The following is a 16646-nucleotide window of genomic DNA, read 5'->3' on the forward strand; positions in this document are numbered from 1 at the left end:
GGCATCAAGATGACGAGCTTCGACCGTCAACAGATCGATGCGATCCGAAAGGAACTGAATCAGACCTTCAACACCCAACACCAACCCGCCGTCCAGACACCCGCCCCTTCACGAATTTACAGCACGACAGGGACTTGACCCGGCGGCGACGGCGGGGCTGCGGTGGGCGGCGGAGAGTGAGGCGGCGGGGGCGCTGGCGGTGATCTTCATTCCGCTGGGGGCGGCCCTGCTGCGGTGCATGGTGGGGGCGGATCAGATTCGGCGGCTCTGCGGCGGGCGGCTGCCGGTCCTGAGGCAGTGTGCGCTGGCGATCGCCATCGTGCTCGTGCTGATCTTCGAGGGAATCCTGGCGGTCCTTGTGACGGCGGGGGCGGAGGCGCCCTGGCAACTGTGGCTCGCGGCCGGGGGGTTCTACTTCTTCTACATCGGCATGTGCCTGCTCGCATTCATGCCCCCGCGCGACCCGGTGACGCTGCTCATCGAATTCGAAGACGAACGGCGGGAGTGAGGCGAAGCGGCGAACGGCTCCGTTTCGCGCACAGGGGTTGCGTCTCTGGCGCACCGGGATGGCAACAAGCGCACGGGCGCGGCGAATTTCGCATGGGCGTGACGCGGGCGCGCTATAAGTTCAGTAAAGTCGCGCACGGGCATGACCCGGCCCGGTGCGCCGGTGCGCACGGGCGCGCCCATGCGCTCGGAGCGACGGCGTGATGCGCGAAAAGAGGCGTTGCGGCGTCGTGAATGCGGGCGCACCGGCGCGGAGGAAATCGGCCAGGTTGCCCGCCAGATGCGCGCGGGGCTTGGGGGACCCGCCGCGCTGAAGCGACGCGGGCCGAGGACGGTCAGCCGTTGAAGAGGGTGCGGAGGTATTTTTGATTTTGGGGGTAGGCGTCGGCGACGTTACTTCCGGGGGGGATGGCGGACTCGATGATGAGCCAGCCGCGGTAGTCGATCTTTTCGATGACGTCGCGCAGTCGGGGGAAATCGACTTTGCCCTGGCCGAGCAGGGAGGTGTTTTCCTTGCAGTGGAACTGACAGATGCGGGCGGCCCCGAGCTGGGCGATCTGGGCGTAGAGGTCGTAGCCCATCTTTTGCATGTTCGCCACATCGTAATACACCTTCACCGCCGGCGAGTTCACCGCGTCGAGCACCCGCAGGTGATCCTCCGCGTTCATCCACGATTCGATGCCGAGCACGACGCTCGCCTTCTCGGCCTTGGGGGCGATCCGCTTGAGGCGATCGATGACGCGGTCCTGCAAGTCGCGCTTGCCGTTGATGTCGCCGGCCCCGAAGAACGCCAGCAGGACGACGGTCTGGCCCATCGCCGCCATGACGTCGATGCATTCGCCGACCCAGCGCTCCGCGTCGTCGCTCGTCGCATACGGAATGCGATTGAGCACGCCCATCGCCAGCGAGCTGATCGCCACATGATGGGCCGCACACGCCGCGGCGTACTCGGCCCGGACCTCCGGCTTGCGCAGGTCGTAGCGGGCGCCTTCGTCATCGAAACTCACCTGTACGCCATCGAGGCCGAGTTGCTCGGCGAGAGCGACGGCGGCGATGTCCTGCCGCTTGCCGATCGACCAGTCGCAGGCGCCGATCCGGTAGACGTGCTTGTCGGCTGCGAATGCTCGAAAAGCCGGAGAAACGGCCAGCATCGACGCGGAGGCGGCGAGCATGTGGCGACGTGTGATGTGGATCGTCATGATTTGAGCCCGCTCAGGTCGGCGAGGATCGGTTCGTCCATCTTGAGCAGGTCGTCCCATGTGATCGTTCGCCGTTCGTATGCGGCGGTGCGGCCGAGGATGGTGATCAGGTTGCTGCGGACGGACGGGGCGATGGTCGGGTTGTCGTACTGGCCGCTGGTGATGCGGCGGTGGAACTCGGCGATGTTGGATACGGCCCCATCCTTGTAGATGCCGGGGGAGGCGCCGCCGCGGTAGAAGTTTTTGCCGCGGATGAGCGTTTCGCCGCCGTAGGCGGTTTCGAGCACGCCTTGCGAGCCGAACATGCGATTGCGGATGCCATCGGGTTTCGTGCCCGCGGCGTCGAATTGTCGGCCGCTGAAGGTGACGCCGATGTCATCGGGATAGCGGTACACGCCGGCGAAATTGTCGGAGGCGTCACCCACGTCCGTCCGCACCACGCGCCCGCAGGTCATCGTCGCACTGACCGGCGGCTTGTCCATGATCCAGCTCATGACGTCCAGCGCATGGATGAACTGTTCGGTGATGATGTCGCCGGAGAGTTTCTTGTCGAAGACCCAGTTGCGGAGCCGGGCCTCGGGCGAGTCATCGGGTTTGGTCTGCGGATTGAGGCGCCCGCCGTGATACGACGCTTCGCCGAACGCCAAGTCGCCGATCGCGCCGGCACGAAGGCGCTTCAGGCATTCCATGTAGAACGGATCGACGCGCGTCTGAAAATCAACGAGAAACACCTTCTGTTTGTCCGTGGCGGTTTTGCCCAGCGTTTCGACGCGCTTGCAGCCGGGCACATCGACGGCGATCGGCTTGGCCAGGTACACGTGTACGCCCGCCTCGATGCCCGCCGCGGCGTGCGTCGGATGAAAGTACGGCGGACTGATGACGGCGATGGCGTCCACCTTGTCATCAAGCAGCTTCTTGTACGCATCGAGCCCCGTGTGACGACGCTCGGCGGGGAGGTTGAACTTGTCGCCCACATTGTCGACGCGGTCCTTGAAGTAGTCGGCGGCGCTGACGATTTCGTATCCGCCGTGCGCGGCGAAGAGTTGGATGATCCAGCTTCCTCGCCCGCCGCAGCCGATGAGCCCGAGGCGGACTTTGGGTGCGTCGGCGGCGTGCAGAATGCGCGGCGTGGCGAAGCTCAGTGCGGCGGCGGTCATCGAAGCGCCAAGAAATTCGCGTCGATCCATCGGGTGAAACCTCCGGGAAAGGGGGTCGGGGATCGGGGGTCAGGGATCGGGAGGCCTTGGGGCTGATCGCTGATGCCTGACCGCTGAGGGCTAGGTTTTATTGTACGCCGCGGGTTCGAGGGTGCGCAGGCGGCGGCGGATTTTGAAGAGACTCACGAGCATGCGGAACGAATCGCGCAGCGGGCGCACGGTCGAATCGGCGTCGTTGCGCCACACCACGCCGACTTCCGCGATGTCGTATCCGAGTTTGCGCGACAGGGCGAGCACTTCGCAGTCGAAGGCGAATCCGTTGTCGACGGCGAGGCCGAACACGCGGCGGGCCACGTCCCGGCGGAACAGCTTGAAGCCGCATTGCGTGTCGTACACGTCGCGCAGCATGATCGACCGGCGCACCACGCGGAAGATCCAGTTCATGAGCCATCGCAGAAACGTCTGCGGCGGATCGAGCACCGAGTCGTGCATCGCGCGCGATCCGATCACGACGCCGAAGTCCGACAGGAGCGGCAGCATTTTCTGCACTTCGGTGATGGGCGTGGACATGTCAGCGTCACACATGAGCAGCGCGTCGCCGGTCGCTTCGAGCATGCCGCGCCGGACGCTGTAACCTTTGCCGGAGTTGACGGGGTTGACGATGAGGCGGAGTTTCATGTCGCCGGGGCGATACTGTTCGACGAGCGAAGCGGTGCCGTCGGTCGACCCGTCATCGACGACGATCACCTCGATGCGTCCCAGCGCGTGTGCGGCGTAGTGGCGCAGGAGGTCGAGCGATTGAGCGATGCGCCGCGTCTCGTTGTACGCGGGGACGATGATCGACAACGCGGGATTCGGCGAAGCTTGCACGCTCATACGCGAAACACAGGACCCGGAGGCCTCCTGCGCCCATTATAACACATCCTCCGAAGGGACCCGCCCGACGCGGCGGCGACGAAAATGAGTAGTGCATTTATGAAAAGCGTCTGCTATGATCGAAGGGCGTTTTTTCGCCCGCTCCAACATCGAGGCATCGCTGGAGACCGGATCATGCAACGTTGCAACGTCACTCGCCGTCGATTCGTTCAAGGCGCCGCGGCCCTGGCCGCAGCGCCTTATTTCGTGCCCCGCCGCGCCTTCGGCGCCAACGACCTGCTCCGCGTGGGCATGATCGGCGTGGGCAAACAGGGGCAGCATCACTGCAACGTCTTGGGCAATTTCAACGAAGCGTTGATCGTCGCCATCTGCGACGTCGACAAGATGTCGCGCGAAGAGGCGGCGGGCAAGGTGCGCGCCATTCACAAAGCGCGTCACAAACCCGAGGACATCGACCTGTACGAAGATTACCACGAGGTGCTTTCGCGCAAGGACATCGACGCGGTGGTGATCACCACGCCCGATCACTGGCACGAGACGCCGGTCATCGAAGCATGCAAGGCGGGCAAGGACATCTACTGCGAGAAGCCCTTGTCGCTGACGGTGGATGAAGCATGGCGCATGGTGGCGGCGGTACGCAAGTACAGCCGCGTGTTTCAGACGGGTTCGATGCAGCGGTCGGATTCGAAGTTTCTGCACGCGTGCGAACTGGTGCGTAACGGGTACATCGGCAAGCTTCAGACGGTGCATGTCAACGTCGGAGGCCCGAGCAAGTGGTGCGATCTGCCGGAGGAGCCCAAACCCGTGGGGCTCAACTGGGACATGTGGCTGGGGCAGACGCCGACGCGCCCGTTCAATGCCATCCTGCGCCCGCCCAACAACGAGCACTTTCCGGCTTGGCGCAGCTATCGTGAATACTCCGGCGGGGGCATGACCGACTGGGGGGCGCATCACTTCGACATTGCGCAGTGGGGCATGGGCATGGACGGCTCGGGGCCGGTCCAGATCATCGCGCCGACCGATACGGATCCGCTGACCTATGTCTACGAAACCGGCGTGAAGATGTATCACGTCTACGACAACAAGCCCAAGGACATGAAAGTCAACGGCGTGCTGTTCACCGGCACCGACGGCACGGTCGAAGTCAACCGCGGGTACCTCAAGACGAATCCCGAAGCGCTCGCCGACATCCGCAACTTCAAGTTCAAGGACTCGGACGTGCGGCTCTACAAGAGCCAGAACCATCACGCCGACTGGATCGACGCCATCAAGAAACGCTCGCGCCCGATCTGCGATGTGGAGATCGGCGCCTCCAGCGCCTGCGTGTGCCACCTGGGCAACTTCGCGTACTGGACCGGTCAGTCGTTCAAGTACGACCCCAAGACGCACACGATTCCCGACAACGCGGAAATCGCCAAGCTGCTGCGCCGTGATCACCGCTCGCCGTATGACACGGTGGAAATATAAATGAAGATGTCAGCGTTCAGGTGTCAGCGGCCTGCAAAGGCCGCCCCTGATCCCGGACCCCCGATCCTCGATTCCTGAACCCTCAACCCAGCCCGCCAATTTGGAGCGTTCACCATGTCTCTGACACGTCGCCAGTTCACGCAATCCGCCCTCGCCGTCGCGGCGACGGCCCCGATGTTCGTCCCCCGCTCGGCCTTCGGCGCCAATGACAAGATCACCATGGGGTGCATCGGCATCGGCTGGCAGGGCACGACGAACATGAATCAGTTCCTCGGCAAGGACGACTGCCGCATCGTGGCCGTGTGCGATGTGGACAAGAATCACCTCATCGCGGCCCAGAACGCCGTCAACAAGAAGTACGGCAACAGCGACTGCAAAACCTATCACGACTACAAGGAACTGATCGCCCGCAAGGACATCGACGCCGTGGTGATCTGCACGCCCGATCACTGGCACAGTCTGCCCGCCATCGCCGCCGCCAACGCCGGCAAGGACATCTTCTGCGAGAAGCCGCTCTCGCACTCGCTTGTCGAAGGCATTCGCATGGTCGAAGCGGTCGAGAAAAACAACCGCATCTGGCAAACCGGCTCGTGGCAGCGGAGCACGTTCAACTTCCGACAGGGCGTCGAGCTGGTTCACAACGGGCATATCGGCAAGGTGACGCGCGTCGAAGTCGGCCTGCCGTCCGGTCATAACGACTTCGCCAAGTCCGGCCCGCCCGGACCCAACAGCGACGCCCCCGCCGAGCTGGACTTCGATACCTGGCTCGGCCCGGCGCAGCAGATGCCCTACAACAAGGCGATCAGTCACAAGAACTGGCGATGGAACTACAACACCGGCGGCGGGCAGCTCATGGACTGGATCGGACACCATTGCGACATCGCGCACTGGGGCCTGGCCGACCCCGAGTTCGGCATCGGCCCCGATGACAAGATCGGCCCGGAAGAACTGAGCGCGACCGCCGAGTTCCCCGATCACGATGCGATCTGGAACACCGCGACGAAGTTCCGCATCGAATGCAAGTACCCCAAGGGCGTCGAAGTCGTCATTGCCGGCGGATACGGCGACATCGCCGGCGGCACGAAGTGGATCGGCCCGGACGGATGGGTCTACGTCAATCGCGGAAAGTTCACCGCGTCGGACATGGAGTGGACGAAACCCAAGTTCGATCGCGGCCCCAAGAAGGCGTACGACTCGAACAATCACTGGCAGAACCTGCTCGACTGCATCAAGAGCCGCAAGCCGACGATCACGCCCGTCGCCGTCGCGCACCGCTCGGCGACGCCGGGGCATCTGGGCATCGTCGCCGCGGCGCTGGGCCGCACGATCAAGTGGGACGCCGAGGCGCAGCGCGTCGTCAATGACGATGAGGCGAACAAGCTCCTGTACCTCGAAGGCGACAAAACGCCGTGGATGCCGATGCGCAAGCCGTTTGTGATCGGATAACGATCGCGCGATGCGAATGTGAATGTGTATACAAGGCGGGGGGACTTAAGTCCCCCCGCCTCTTTTAGGCGCGTTTGTAGAACGGGAGCGGGACGACCGTCGCGTCGACCTGTTGCTTGCCGAAGTCGACGGCGAGCTTGGTATCCATCATGGCGTGCGCGGCGTCGACGTAGGCCATCGCGATGGGGACGTCGAGCGTCGGGGAGAGGCAGCCGCTGGTGACTTCGCCAATGGGTTGGCCGTTGAGGACGACGGGCATGTGCTGACGGGGCGTGCGGCGGCCGTCGAGTTTGAGGCCGACGAGCTTGCGTTTGGGGCCGGCGGCTTTGATGGACTTGAGCGCATCTTGTCCGATGAACGCGGGGATTTCAGGGCTGTCGCCGGCGGTCTGGTCCTTGTCGAGCGTGACGGCGAAGTCGAGGCCGGCGGAGAGCGGATCGATGTCTTCGGAAAGCTCATGCCCGTAGAGCGGCATGCCCGCTTCGAGGCGCAGCGTGTCGCGCGCGCCCAGTCCGGTCGGCTTGACCTTGATGCCGTCGGTTTCACGCAGCAGGAGCTTGATCGCCATGCCCGTCGACTTGGCGGGCAGGATGACTTCGACGCCGTCTTCGCCGGTGTACCCGGTGCGGGAGATGATGAGCTTGAGGATGAGCAGGTTCTTGGTGCAGAAGCTGTAGCGTTTGAGCGTCGGCACTTCGCTGGAGAACTTGCCGATCATCTGCATGACCTTGGGGCCTTGCAGGGCGACCATGCCGGTCGACTCGGTCACGTCGTCGATCTTGACGGACATGTCAGCCAGATGCTTTTTGAAATGCTCGAGCAGCTTGAGGCGATTGGCGGCATTGCAGACCATCATCCAGTGATCGTCGAAGCGGTAGATGATGATGTCGTCGAGGACCCCGCCGCGCTCGTTGCACACGAGGGCGTAGCGGCAGGCGTTGGTCTTCATGTCGGTGATGCGGCGGGTGAGGATCAGTTCGAGGAATCGGCGGGCGTGGCGGCCGGAGAATTTGACGCGGCCCATGTGCGAGACATCGAAGATGCCCGCGGCGGTGCGGACGTTGTGATGTTCGTCGAGGATCGAGCCGTAGTGAATGGGCAATTCCCATCCGGCGTAGTCGACGAACTTGCCACCGTGTTCCTGGTGAAACGAATAAAAGGGCGTGCGAAGCAAAGCGGTATCCTTCACGTCAAAAGCGGGATGGTCGTTTTCGCATAATCACGTGCAATTGTCCAGCGGGGGCGGACGTTGGGCATTACAATCCCGTTTCCGGAAGCGAATCGCCCGCCAAGTCGAGGAAATCCCAATGCGTTCAGTCCCCCGCTTCGTGCTCATGCTCACATGGGTCGCGGCCCTTGTCTTCACCCCGGCCGTTCACGCGGCGCAGGATCGGCCCAACATCCTCTGGATCGTCGCCGAGGACATCAGCCCGAACCTCGGATGCTACGGCGACGCCTACGCCACCTCGCCCAACATCGACAAGCTGGCCAAAGAAGGCGTGCGCTATGACTATGCCTTCTCCAACGCCGGCGTCTGCGCCATCGCGCGCACCACGCTGATCACCGGCCTCTACGCCCCGTCGATCGGCACGCAGTTCATGCGCTGCCGCGGGCCCATCCCAGACACGATCCGCGGCTACCCCAGCTATCTGCGCGACGCCGGCTACTTCACGACCAATCACACCAAGACCGACTACAACATCGCCGACCCGCCGATGAAGTCGATGTGGGACGAGGCGGACAAGAAGGCGCACTACAAGCACCGCAAGCCCGGCCAGACGTTCTTCGCCGTCTTCAATATCGAATTGAGCCACGAATCGCAGCTTCGCGATCCGGCCTACAGCAAGAACGTCCGCCCCAAGCTCTCGGCGGCGGAACTGCATGACCCCGCCAAGGCGCGCGTCCCGGCGTATATGCCCGACATTCCGACCGTCCGCGAAGACTGGGCGCACTACTACGACTCGATCACCGCGATGGACAAGGAAGTCGGCCGCCTGCTCGGAGAACTGGACAAAGAAGGCCTCGCCGATGATACCATCGTCTTCTTCTACGGGGACCACGGCGGAGGCATGCCGCGGTCCAAGCGCTGGTGCTACGACTCGTCGACGCGCGTGCCGCTGATCATCCGATTCCCGAAAAAATGGCAGCATCTGGCCCCGGCGCAGCCCGGCGGGACGACGGATCGGCTCGTGAGCTTCATCGACTTCGGGCCGACGGTGATCAGTCTCGCCGGCGCCGAGCCGCCTTCGATCATGCAGGGCGAGGCCTTCCTCGGCAAATTCGCCCGCGAGCCGCGCCAGTTCGTCTACAACTATCGCGATCGGATGGACGAGCGCTACGACCTCGTCCGTGCGGTGCGCGACAAGAAGTACAACTACATCCGCAACTACCACCCCGAGTTGCCCTGGTTCCATCATCAGGCCTGCGACTACAACCTTCAGACGCCGACCACCGCGGCCTGGCAGAAACTCAGCGAAGCCGGCAAACTCACCGGCGCCCCGGCGATCTTCATGGCTGATTCCAAACCCATGGAGGAGCTCTATGACGTCGCGGCGGACCCGGATGAGATTCACAATCTGGCGAGCGATGCGGATTACGCACCGGTGCTGGCGAAGATGCGCACAGCGCTGCGGCAATGGCAGGATCAGGTGATCGACTTGGGCTTCATCCCCGAGCCGGAACTGCGAAGCCGATTCGACGAGCCGCCCTATGCCGCGGTGCGGGATCATCCCGACAGTTACCCGATGGGGCCCATCCGAGACGCGGCGGATCTGGCCATTGCGCGGAACCCCAAGAGTGTGCCGGCCCTGACGCAACTGCTCGACGACAAGGAGCCTGTCGTGCGCTACTGGGCGGCGACGGGGCTTTTGTCGCTGGGTGATGACGCCAAGCCGGCGCTGGCGGCGCTTTCCAAGGCGATGAGCGATGCGAATCTCGTCGCCGCCATCCCCGCCGCCGAGGCCGTCATCCGTCTGGGCGGCGAGGCGGACAAGGCCCGGATGGTTCTCGCTAAGGCCTTGTCAGACAAAAACGAATGGACGCAGCTCATGGCCGCCAACGCCATCGAACGCCTCGGCCCGGCGGGCAAGGGCGCGCTTCAGGAAGCCAAGGACACCATATTCAGCAATGACTACGTCAAGCGGGTGATTTCAGGCCTGTAAACACGTGTCATCGGACCCGATCCGTGGGATCACGCGCATGTATGCAAGTTTTTTTGTCTACTTATCCATAAAGGGCTTGTAACAATTTAGGACGTTGGGTATATTCTGCTTGGCTCGACACTGGCAAAGGGCTGGACCCCGGGGCGAGCCGGAAAAAAGACGGTTTGGGTTTCTAAAAGGCGCAGGAAAATCATGGGAAAGCGGACTGCTAAACGTCAGGCGCGTATGCGCTGGGTGGTCGGTGCGATTGGCACAGCGTTCGGGATTCTCGCTGCCGGATACGTCCTTGTGACGATCTCCGCCAGCACGAAGCCGACGGCAAACGCCGCTCCGATTCCTTCGGAAGCGGCTCAGGTCATCACAAACACAGCCCCCGCGACCACCGAATCACACACCAACTTCGATGCCGCCAGTCTGCTTGGCCCGGCCTCGACGCCCTCGGTGCAGGTGAACCTCTCGGCGATCGAGAAGGAGCTGGCGGGCAATAAGAGCGTGACGCCGAACCTCAACGTCACGGGCGCCGCGCCGATCCGATAAATCCTACGATCGCTACCGCCGGCGACCTGCCCGGTATTTTTTAGTATTTTGCTTGCCGCGAGCCAAGTTGTAAGCGATGCTATGCCGATAAGATGTATGCGTCGGGTTCATCGAGGCACAAGGAAGTGTCGCGCCGCACCCGGCGGCTCAACGCGGGAGCATCCATATGCGTCTGACGCCCGAATCCAGGAGCGAAGTCGAGGAACTGACCTGGCGCATCATCGATAACGAAATCGATGAGCCCAACTTCCGTCGCCTCGAAACCTACCTCACCGACTCCGAAGAAGCACGCCATCTGTACGTTGAATGCTTCTGGCTCCACACCGCCCTGCTCCACCACTATCAGCCCGATCGCTTCAAGCGACTCCTCCCGCAGATGAGCCCGGGCAATGCGTTCATGGAAGCCCTCGAAGAATCCGAGCCGCTCGCCAATCAGCGCGAAGTCGCCCGCCAGCGCCGCACGAAAAAGCCCACGCCCAACAACTGATCGCTTCATCCTTGCCCATTACTCAAACGCCTCGCACTTGCGGGGCGTTTGTCTTTGCGGTATCACCGCCCGCCGGTGAACCGTGTGACGCTCGATCCGACTTTGACAATCCGTGATGCCGTCGAAAGCGATCTGCCCGACATCGTGGGGATCTACAACGCCTCAATCCCCGGCCGGGTGGCGACGTCAGACACCGAACCGATCACCGTTGAGTCGCGCGCCAAGTGGTTCGCCCGCCATGACCCCGTCCGCCGCCCTCTGCTCGTCGGCGAACTGGCCGGGCGGGTCGTGGGCTATTGCAGCTTCCGCAATTTCTACGGGCGACCCGCCTACTACATCACCGCCGAGATCGCCATCTACGTCGACCCCGCCCATCACCGCAAGGGCTTCGCCCGCGCCCTGATCTCCGCCGGCCTCGACCGCGCCCGTGCCGCCGACCTCGAAAATGTTCTGGCCTTCGTCTTCGCCCACAACCCCGCCAGTCTCGCCCTATTCCAATCCTTCGGGTTCACCCCCGCCGGCCGACTCCCCGCCGTCGCCAATCTCGACGGGCGCCGCGTCGACCTCGTCATCCTGCAAAAACGCCTCTGACGCACGCCGTTTTCACTTCGCCGCATCATCGGTCAGATCGATGCTCAAAAGATGCTGCTCATCGCGGGCGAACAGGTGGCCGTGTGCGAGAGCGGGGTAGGCACGGACGGTGGCGTCGAAAAGGTGGGCGTGCGCCGTTTCGCGATACGCGGTCGGCGAGGCGTCGGCGAGGATCAGGTCGCCGCGGTCCGTCAGAAGGATCAGTCGATCGGTCGCCAGCAGCAGCGACGCGTTATGCACGGTGTCGGTCGACCACATGACCTTCCCCGTCGCCAGTTCGATACAGCGCAGGTCGGAACCCGGCGGCATGTCGAATCGGCCGTGCGAACCGTAGAGGTACCCGTCACGATGCACGGGCGTCGGGTAATGCGCCGACAGCGCCTCGTCGGAATGCCACACAACCCGCGGCTGATCCTTTTCGATGTGCAATAGCGTCGCCCCGGTGCCGTAGCTCGCCGACAAAAACACACGATCGCCCGCAAAAACAAGCGGCACGGCGGCGTTGACGGACGCATCCTGATCCGACCGGAAAGGGAACTCGAAGCGCATCGCGCCGCCGGCCGGGTCGATCGCGACGAGCCGCTCGCGCGTCAGCACCAGTGCGGCGGGTTGGCCATCGATCACCCCGGACGTCGGCGAGGAATAGCCGGCCGCATCGGAGGTAACTTTGTACCGAAGCTCGCCGGTGCGTTTGTCGAGGCCGACGATCCCGGCTTCGTCGTTGCCGCCGACGTTGAGGACCAGCACATCGCCGACGATGATCGGCGCCCCGGCCCGGCCGAAGAATCCCTTGTCGGACCGGAACTGTTTGACCGTGTCGAGCGACCAGATGATTCTCCCGGTCGCCAGGTCCAGACAATGGATCATGCCCTCCGCCCCGTAGGTGTACACGCGGTCGCCCTCAATGGTCGGCACGGCCCGAGGGCCGTTGTCGAAACCGAAGTTGTCGACATAGCGCGTCGGATACGTGAAGGTCCACTGAACCTTGCCGCTGGCTGCGTCGAGCGATCGGAGCCGCGCGGTGTTATCGATGCGGTCGAAGACGAGTACGTGTTCACCGCTCACGGCGGGTCCGGCGAAGCCGGCGCCGACGTCGATCCTCCAATCGATGTGCGGTCCGCCGGCGGGGAAGTGATCGATGATGTGCTCGGCGCTGACGCCGTCGCGATTGGGGCCGAGCAGTTGGGGCCAGTCGGCGGCGCGGGCGGTATTGATGAGGACGCACAGGGCGATCGGGAGCGCGGTCTTCATGACCTGAGCATAGCGGCCGGTGCGTCAGGAGGGAACCTTCAGCGGCTCGTGATGCGTTTTGCGGCGGAGCCAGTTGATCGTGCGATGCACGGGCGGACGGCGGAAAAGCCAGCGGAGAAGCCGCTTTTTGCGGGGAAAGTCGACAAGGATCAGGCCGATGAGGATCGTGACCACGCCCTGGCCCGGCAGGACAAGCATGGCGATCCCGGCGAGGATGAACACATAACCGAGGATGTTGCGGACGATGAGGACGATCACGCGGAGCGCGGCGTGCCGGGTTCCCCAGTGGGTCAGCGCGGCGTCATCGTTGACGAAATAGTCGGCGGGCAGGCGAACGAGGATGATCGGGCCGGTGATGATCGTCACGAGCAGCGACAGCACCGAAAAGACGGCGAGCCAGAAGAGCAGCGCCTCGTGATCCTTGCCCCACTGCCATATCGCATTCATGACAAAGCATACGCGCGACACGTGGTGTCGCGGCTATTGAATTTGCGATGAAGCGGATCGGCGGCGCTTACAGCGTGGCGCTGGTGAAGGGCAGCAGGCCCATGTAGCGGGCGCGCTTGATGGCCTGAGCGGCGAGGCGCTGCTCGTAGGCGGTGAGCCCGGTGCGCTTGCGGCCGTTGATCTTGCCGTTGGGGCTCATCAGGCGGCGGAGCGGCTCGATGTTCTTGTAGTCAACGTAGAGCTGACCGGTGGAGGAGCGAACAGCGATGTCCTTGTTGGTCGGTCCGAAACGATCAAAACGCGTGGCCATGAGAAGTCTCCGTCATGGGCTGTGTGGCCCCCGCATCGGCAGGGGCGACGGTTATTGGGAGCGGTATTGTAGAGGGCCCGGCCAATGGGTCAAGCCGGGGGATGAGAAGGGGTGAAGTGGCGAGGTGGTGATATGGCGAAGTAGGGACGGGAACCGCCTTTACATCACCACTTCACCCTATCGCCCCATCACCGCTTGCTTCACCCCGTCGGGTGCGCCGGCGTGATGGGCAGGGGTTTGGCGGCGGCGGCGGGGACGACGCGGAAGCACTCGGCGGGCCGGCCAAACCGGGCGGCGAAGCCCTTCTCCATGTGTTCGATGAGCCCCGGCACCGCTTCGTTGCCGACGAGCGCGATGGCGCAGCCGCCGAAGCCCATGCTCGTCATGCGGGCCCCGTACGCGCCGTCGAAGTCCTGCGTCAATTCGACGATCGCGTCGAGCTCCGGGCAGCTCACCGCAAATTCGTCGCGCAGCGAGCGGTGGCTTTCGTACATGAGAAACCCCGCCGTCTCGACCGCCCGCCGGTTCAGCGCGTCGGCCACCATCAGCACCCGCTGATTTTCGAGTATCACATGCCGGGCCCGATGCAAAAGCGTCGGCCCCAGCGCCTCGCGCATCTGCTCCACCATCGTCAACGTCGCATCACGCAGCGTCTGCACATGCGGCATGCGCTGCCGCACGATCGCCAGCGCCTGCCCTACTTCGTCCACGCGCTGGGCCAGCCCGCTGCCGTCCACATCCGGCTCGACGCCCGTATTGGCGACGACGATCGACACCTCGTCGTTGGGCATCTCGACCGGCTCGAACTGACCGCTGCGGCAGTCGATGAACAGGGCGCTGCGGCGAACCGCGGCACAGGAAATCATCGTGTCCATGATCCCGCGCCTGGCCTGCACGAAGTCCACCTCGGCCTGATGGCACCACTGGGCCTTGCGGAACGGGGCGAGGCGGATCATGAGCAGCGCCTCGATGAACGTCGCCGTCGCCGCAAGCAGCGCCCCTCCGCCGCCGAGGCCCGCCCCCTGCGGGAGACTCGACGTGATGACGGCGTCGAAGCTCGGGACTTTGTGGCCGTTGATGTTGAACTGCGCGACGACGCCCTTGACGTAGTTGACCCACGGCATGCGCGACCGCTCGAGCTGCGCGTTGTTGAGGAACGTCGCCATCTCGCCGCCGGCGTCGAGGGCGACGACGCGGCAGCGCTTGGAGTAGTTGGGTTTGCCGACGATGATGGTGTGCCGGTCGATGGCCATCGGCAGGACGAAGCCCTGGCTGTAGTCGGTGTGATCGCCGATGAGGTTGACCCGGCCGGGGGCGCGGGCGGCGGCGGAGGGTCGTTCGTCAAACTGCTCCGCGAACGCCTCGGTGGCGCGCTGGAGCACTTCCGCAATCGTGTGGGCGGTCATGCGCCGCTCTCCCGTCGCCTCGCCAGAAAATCCTCGAGTATCGCCGCCGCCGCGATGGCGTCCCGACGCGACTTTTTCTGCTTGTGCGTCAGGCCCGATTGCTTCATCCGCTCGTCCGCCTCGAAGCTCGTCAACCGCTCATCCACGCGGTGCACGACAAGCCCCGTATGCGACTCCAGCAGCAGCGCCAGCGCCAGCGACTTCTTCGCCGCCGCGCCCTCCTTACCGTCCATATCATAGGGCACACCCACCACCAGCTCATCGGGCCCCTGATCCTCGATCGCCTCGGCGATCCCCCGCAACAGCGTCGCCGGATCGCTCGTCTCGATCACATCCACCGGCCCGGCGTGCCCCGTCAGGTCGTCCCCCACCGCCAAACCCGTCCGTTTGTCACCGGGATCGATCGCAAGGTAACGCATGGTGGGCTCGTTGACTGGTTGACTGGTTGACTGGTTGACTGGTTGACTGGTTGACTGGTTGACTGGTTGACTGGTTGACTGGTTGACTGGTCCGCAGTGTACCGCCGCGCAATGCCTTTTGCCTTTCCCAGTTAACCAGTCAACCCATTAACCAGTTAACCGATTCAAACATACTCCTCCCCGAACATCTCCTTCACCTTCGCATACAACTCCTTCATCATGTCCGCCGCGTCGGGCGAGCAGATCAGCGTGCTTTTGCCCGTGTGGATCACCGTCAGATCCGACACGCCCAAAAGCGCGATCACATGGTCCGCCTCATCGCTGACGACCAGATTGTCCGCGCTGCCCAGCGTGATAACCTTCGCCTCCCCGCCCGCCCGGTTGCCCGTCTCGTCCGGCTTGAGTGTCTTGCCGTAGGCCGGCCAGCCCCCGACGTCCAGCCATTTCACCGGCATGTCCACCGTGATCAATTCCAGCTTCGCATCCTTGCTGGCCGGCTCCAAGACCGCGTAGTCCACGCTGATCTTGCGAAGCGTCGGGTAAACCTCTTCGAGCACCTTCCGGCGCCGCTTCGTATGCCACGCCTCGGCGATCTTCATCAATCCCGCATGCACGTCCGGCTCGTAACGCGCAATGCAGTCCATCAGCGTCGACGCCCGCCAGATGAACATCCCCGCGTTCCAGAGGTAGCGCCCGTCCTTGTAATACCGCTCGGCCGTGTCGGCATCGGGCTTTTCCTTGAAGTCGCCGGTGTGATGACAATGCTCATTGCCATCGACCGGTTCACCAAGCTGGACGTACCCGTAGCCGGTCTCCGCATGCGTGGGCTTGATGCCGAAGGTCACGATGCGCTTCGCGTCCTGCTCGACGATTTCGTAGCCGATGTTGACGCGTTGCTGGAACACGTCGACGGGCTCGATGAGATGATCGGCGGTGAAGACGGCGATCGTCGCATCGGGGTCGGCGGCGTCAAGAACGGCGCCGGGCAAACCGACCGCGGCGAGCGTGTCGCGCCCCATCGGTTCGCCGAGGATCTGCTCTTCACTGAAGCGCGGGAGCGACTTGCGGATGACGCCGCGGAATTTCTCGCCGGTGCAGATGTAAATGCGCTCGGCGTCGACGAGCCCCTCCAGCCGATCCGCCGCCACTTCCAGCAGACTCTTGCCATTGATGAAGGGGATCAACTGCTTGGGCAGCGCCGCCGTACTCATCGGCCAAAGCCGCGTGCCCGATCCACCCGCCATGATCACCGCATAACGCATGTGTAAATCCAGGGGTCAGGGGTCAGGGGTCAGGGGTCAGGGGTCAGGGGTCAGGGGTCAGGGGTCAGGGGTCAGGGGTCAGGGGTCAGGGGTCAGGGGTCAGGGCTCAGGGGAAGCGAATAA

17 protein-coding genes are annotated in these 16646 nt (G+C 63.7%); 7 read left to right on the forward strand and 10 right to left on the reverse strand.

What is annotated here, in order from left to right; all coding sequences use genetic code 11:
* The first annotated feature begins 199 nt into the window (after window positions 1–199).
* The gene (locus GC162_18870; protein ID MBI1370706.1) at window positions 200–508 is read left to right on the forward strand and encodes a hypothetical protein; all 309 of its coding nucleotides are present in this window, start codon (window positions 200–202) and stop codon (window positions 506–508) included.
* Window positions 509–842: 334 nt separating this feature from the next.
* Here the strand turns inward: GC162_18870 and GC162_18875 are convergent, their stop codons facing one another.
* The 3 genes from GC162_18875 to GC162_18885 all read right to left on the reverse strand — a co-directional run bounded on the left by GC162_18875 (window position 843) and on the right by GC162_18885 (window position 3739).
* The gene (locus GC162_18875) at window positions 843–1766 is read right to left on the reverse strand and encodes a TIM barrel protein (protein MBI1370707.1); all 924 of its coding nucleotides are present in this window, start codon (window positions 1764–1766) and stop codon (window positions 843–845) included.
* A complete protein-coding gene (locus tag GC162_18880; GenBank protein MBI1370708.1) occupies window positions 1703–2893 on the reverse strand; it encodes a hypothetical protein in 1191 nt (396 codons plus the stop codon). Before GC162_18880 ends, GC162_18875 begins: the two co-directional genes overlap by 64 nt.
* A gap of 90 nt (window positions 2894–2983) precedes the next feature.
* Window positions 2984–3739: a glycosyltransferase gene (locus tag GC162_18885; protein ID MBI1370709.1), complete on the reverse strand. Its 756-nt coding sequence runs from the start codon at window positions 3737–3739 to the stop codon at window positions 2984–2986.
* Between the two features lie 174 nt (window positions 3740–3913).
* On the opposite strand from GC162_18885, the gene GC162_18890 reads away from it, so the two are divergent.
* Window positions 3914–5206, forward strand: coding sequence for a gfo/Idh/MocA family oxidoreductase (locus tag GC162_18890; protein MBI1370710.1), 1293 nt, complete (start codon window positions 3914–3916; stop codon window positions 5204–5206).
* A 114-nt stretch (window positions 5207–5320) separates the two neighbouring features.
* Complete coding sequence (locus GC162_18895) at window positions 5321–6652, forward strand: gfo/Idh/MocA family oxidoreductase (protein MBI1370711.1); 1332 nt, start codon at window positions 5321–5323, stop codon at window positions 6650–6652.
* Window positions 6653–6716: 64 nt separating this feature from the next.
* Here GC162_18895 and gcvT read toward each other — a convergent pair whose 3' ends face one another.
* Window positions 6717–7826: a glycine cleavage system aminomethyltransferase GcvT gene (gene gcvT, locus GC162_18900; protein MBI1370712.1), complete on the reverse strand. Its 1110-nt coding sequence runs from the start codon at window positions 7824–7826 to the stop codon at window positions 6717–6719.
* A gap of 133 nt (window positions 7827–7959) precedes the next feature.
* Here gcvT and GC162_18905 point away from each other — a divergent pair, with 133 nt between their 5' ends.
* From GC162_18905 to GC162_18920, 4 genes are all read left to right on the forward strand, one after another.
* Window positions 7960–9813: a sulfatase-like hydrolase/transferase gene (locus GC162_18905; GenBank protein ID MBI1370713.1), complete on the forward strand. Its 1854-nt coding sequence runs from the start codon at window positions 7960–7962 to the stop codon at window positions 9811–9813.
* A gap of 288 nt (window positions 9814–10101) precedes the next feature.
* Window positions 10102–10350: a hypothetical protein gene (locus GC162_18910; protein ID MBI1370714.1), complete on the forward strand. Its 249-nt coding sequence runs from the start codon at window positions 10102–10104 to the stop codon at window positions 10348–10350.
* Window positions 10351–10516: 166 nt separating this feature from the next.
* Window positions 10517–10837 (forward strand): hypothetical protein, encoded by a 321-nt coding sequence (locus tag GC162_18915; GenBank protein ID MBI1370715.1) that lies wholly within the window; start codon window positions 10517–10519, stop codon window positions 10835–10837.
* A 102-nt stretch (window positions 10838–10939) separates the two neighbouring features.
* Window positions 10940–11428: a GNAT family N-acetyltransferase gene (locus GC162_18920; protein MBI1370716.1), complete on the forward strand. Its 489-nt coding sequence runs from the start codon at window positions 10940–10942 to the stop codon at window positions 11426–11428.
* A 12-nt stretch (window positions 11429–11440) separates the two neighbouring features.
* On the opposite strand, the gene GC162_18925 is transcribed toward GC162_18920, so the two are convergent.
* The 6 genes from GC162_18925 to GC162_18950 all read right to left on the reverse strand — a co-directional run bounded on the left by GC162_18925 (window position 11441) and on the right by GC162_18950 (window position 16523).
* Complete coding sequence (locus GC162_18925; GenBank protein ID MBI1370717.1) at window positions 11441–12679, reverse strand: PQQ-binding-like beta-propeller repeat protein; 1239 nt, start codon at window positions 12677–12679, stop codon at window positions 11441–11443.
* A 24-nt stretch (window positions 12680–12703) separates the two neighbouring features.
* Window positions 12704–13126, reverse strand: coding sequence for a hypothetical protein (locus tag GC162_18930; protein MBI1370718.1), 423 nt, complete (start codon window positions 13124–13126; stop codon window positions 12704–12706).
* A 67-nt stretch (window positions 13127–13193) separates the two neighbouring features.
* Window positions 13194–13436, reverse strand: a complete 243-nt coding sequence (rpsR, locus tag GC162_18935; protein MBI1370719.1) for a 30S ribosomal protein S18 — start codon at window positions 13434–13436, stop codon at window positions 13194–13196.
* 200 nt (window positions 13437–13636) lie between these two features.
* Complete coding sequence (gene galK, locus GC162_18940; GenBank protein MBI1370720.1) at window positions 13637–14842, reverse strand: galactokinase; 1206 nt, start codon at window positions 14840–14842, stop codon at window positions 13637–13639.
* Window positions 14839–15261 carry a Holliday junction resolvase RuvX gene (gene ruvX / locus GC162_18945; GenBank protein MBI1370721.1) on the reverse strand — a complete coding sequence of 141 codons (423 nt, stop codon included), beginning with the start codon at window positions 15259–15261 and terminating at the stop codon, window positions 14839–14841. Before ruvX ends, galK begins: the two co-directional genes overlap by 4 nt.
* Before the next feature lie 164 nt (window positions 15262–15425).
* The gene (locus GC162_18950; protein ID MBI1370722.1) at window positions 15426–16523 is read right to left on the reverse strand and encodes an NTP transferase domain-containing protein; all 1098 of its coding nucleotides are present in this window, start codon (window positions 16521–16523) and stop codon (window positions 15426–15428) included.
* Between the last annotated feature and the right edge of the window lie 123 nt (window positions 16524–16646).

The sequence above is a fragment of the Planctomycetota bacterium genome (assembly GCA_016125255.1).
In the GTDB taxonomy this organism is placed as follows: domain Bacteria; phylum Planctomycetota; class Phycisphaerae; order Phycisphaerales; family Zrk34; genus RI-421.

Excerpts from the sequence above, each read along its gene's own strand:
- rpsR (MBI1370719.1), bottom strand. The coding sequence starts at position 13,436 with ATGGCCACGCGTTTTGATCGTTTCGGACCGACCAACAAGGACATCGCT.
- GC162_18875 (MBI1370707.1), bottom strand. The coding sequence starts at position 1,766 with ATGGGACGACCTGCTCAAGATGGACGAACCGATCCTCGCCGACCTGAG.
- GC162_18905 (MBI1370713.1), top strand. The coding sequence starts at position 7,960 with ATGCGTTCAGTCCCCCGCTTCGTGCTCATGCTCACATGGGTCGCGGCC.
- GC162_18890 (MBI1370710.1), top strand. The coding sequence starts at position 3,914 with ATGCAACGTTGCAACGTCACTCGCCGTCGATTCGTTCAAGGCGCCGCG.
- GC162_18880 (MBI1370708.1), bottom strand. The coding sequence starts at position 2,893 with ATGGATCGACGCGAATTTCTTGGCGCTTCGATGACCGCCGCCGCACTG.
- GC162_18950 (MBI1370722.1), bottom strand. The coding sequence starts at position 16,523 with ATGCGTTATGCGGTGATCATGGCGGGTGGATCGGGCACGCGGCTTTGG.
- GC162_18925 (MBI1370717.1), bottom strand. The coding sequence starts at position 12,679 with ATGAAGACCGCGCTCCCGATCGCCCTGTGCGTCCTCATCAATACCGCC.
- galK (MBI1370720.1), bottom strand. The coding sequence starts at position 14,842 with ATGACCGCCCACACGATTGCGGAAGTGCTCCAGCGCGCCACCGAGGCG.
- GC162_18930 (MBI1370718.1), bottom strand. The coding sequence starts at position 13,126 with ATGAATGCGATATGGCAGTGGGGCAAGGATCACGAGGCGCTGCTCTTC.
- GC162_18915 (MBI1370715.1), top strand. The coding sequence starts at position 10,517 with ATGCGTCTGACGCCCGAATCCAGGAGCGAAGTCGAGGAACTGACCTGG.
- ruvX (MBI1370721.1), bottom strand. The coding sequence starts at position 15,261 with ATGCGTTACCTTGCGATCGATCCCGGTGACAAACGGACGGGTTTGGCG.
- GC162_18895 (MBI1370711.1), top strand. The coding sequence starts at position 5,321 with ATGTCTCTGACACGTCGCCAGTTCACGCAATCCGCCCTCGCCGTCGCG.
- GC162_18885 (MBI1370709.1), bottom strand. The coding sequence starts at position 3,739 with ATGAGCGTGCAAGCTTCGCCGAATCCCGCGTTGTCGATCATCGTCCCC.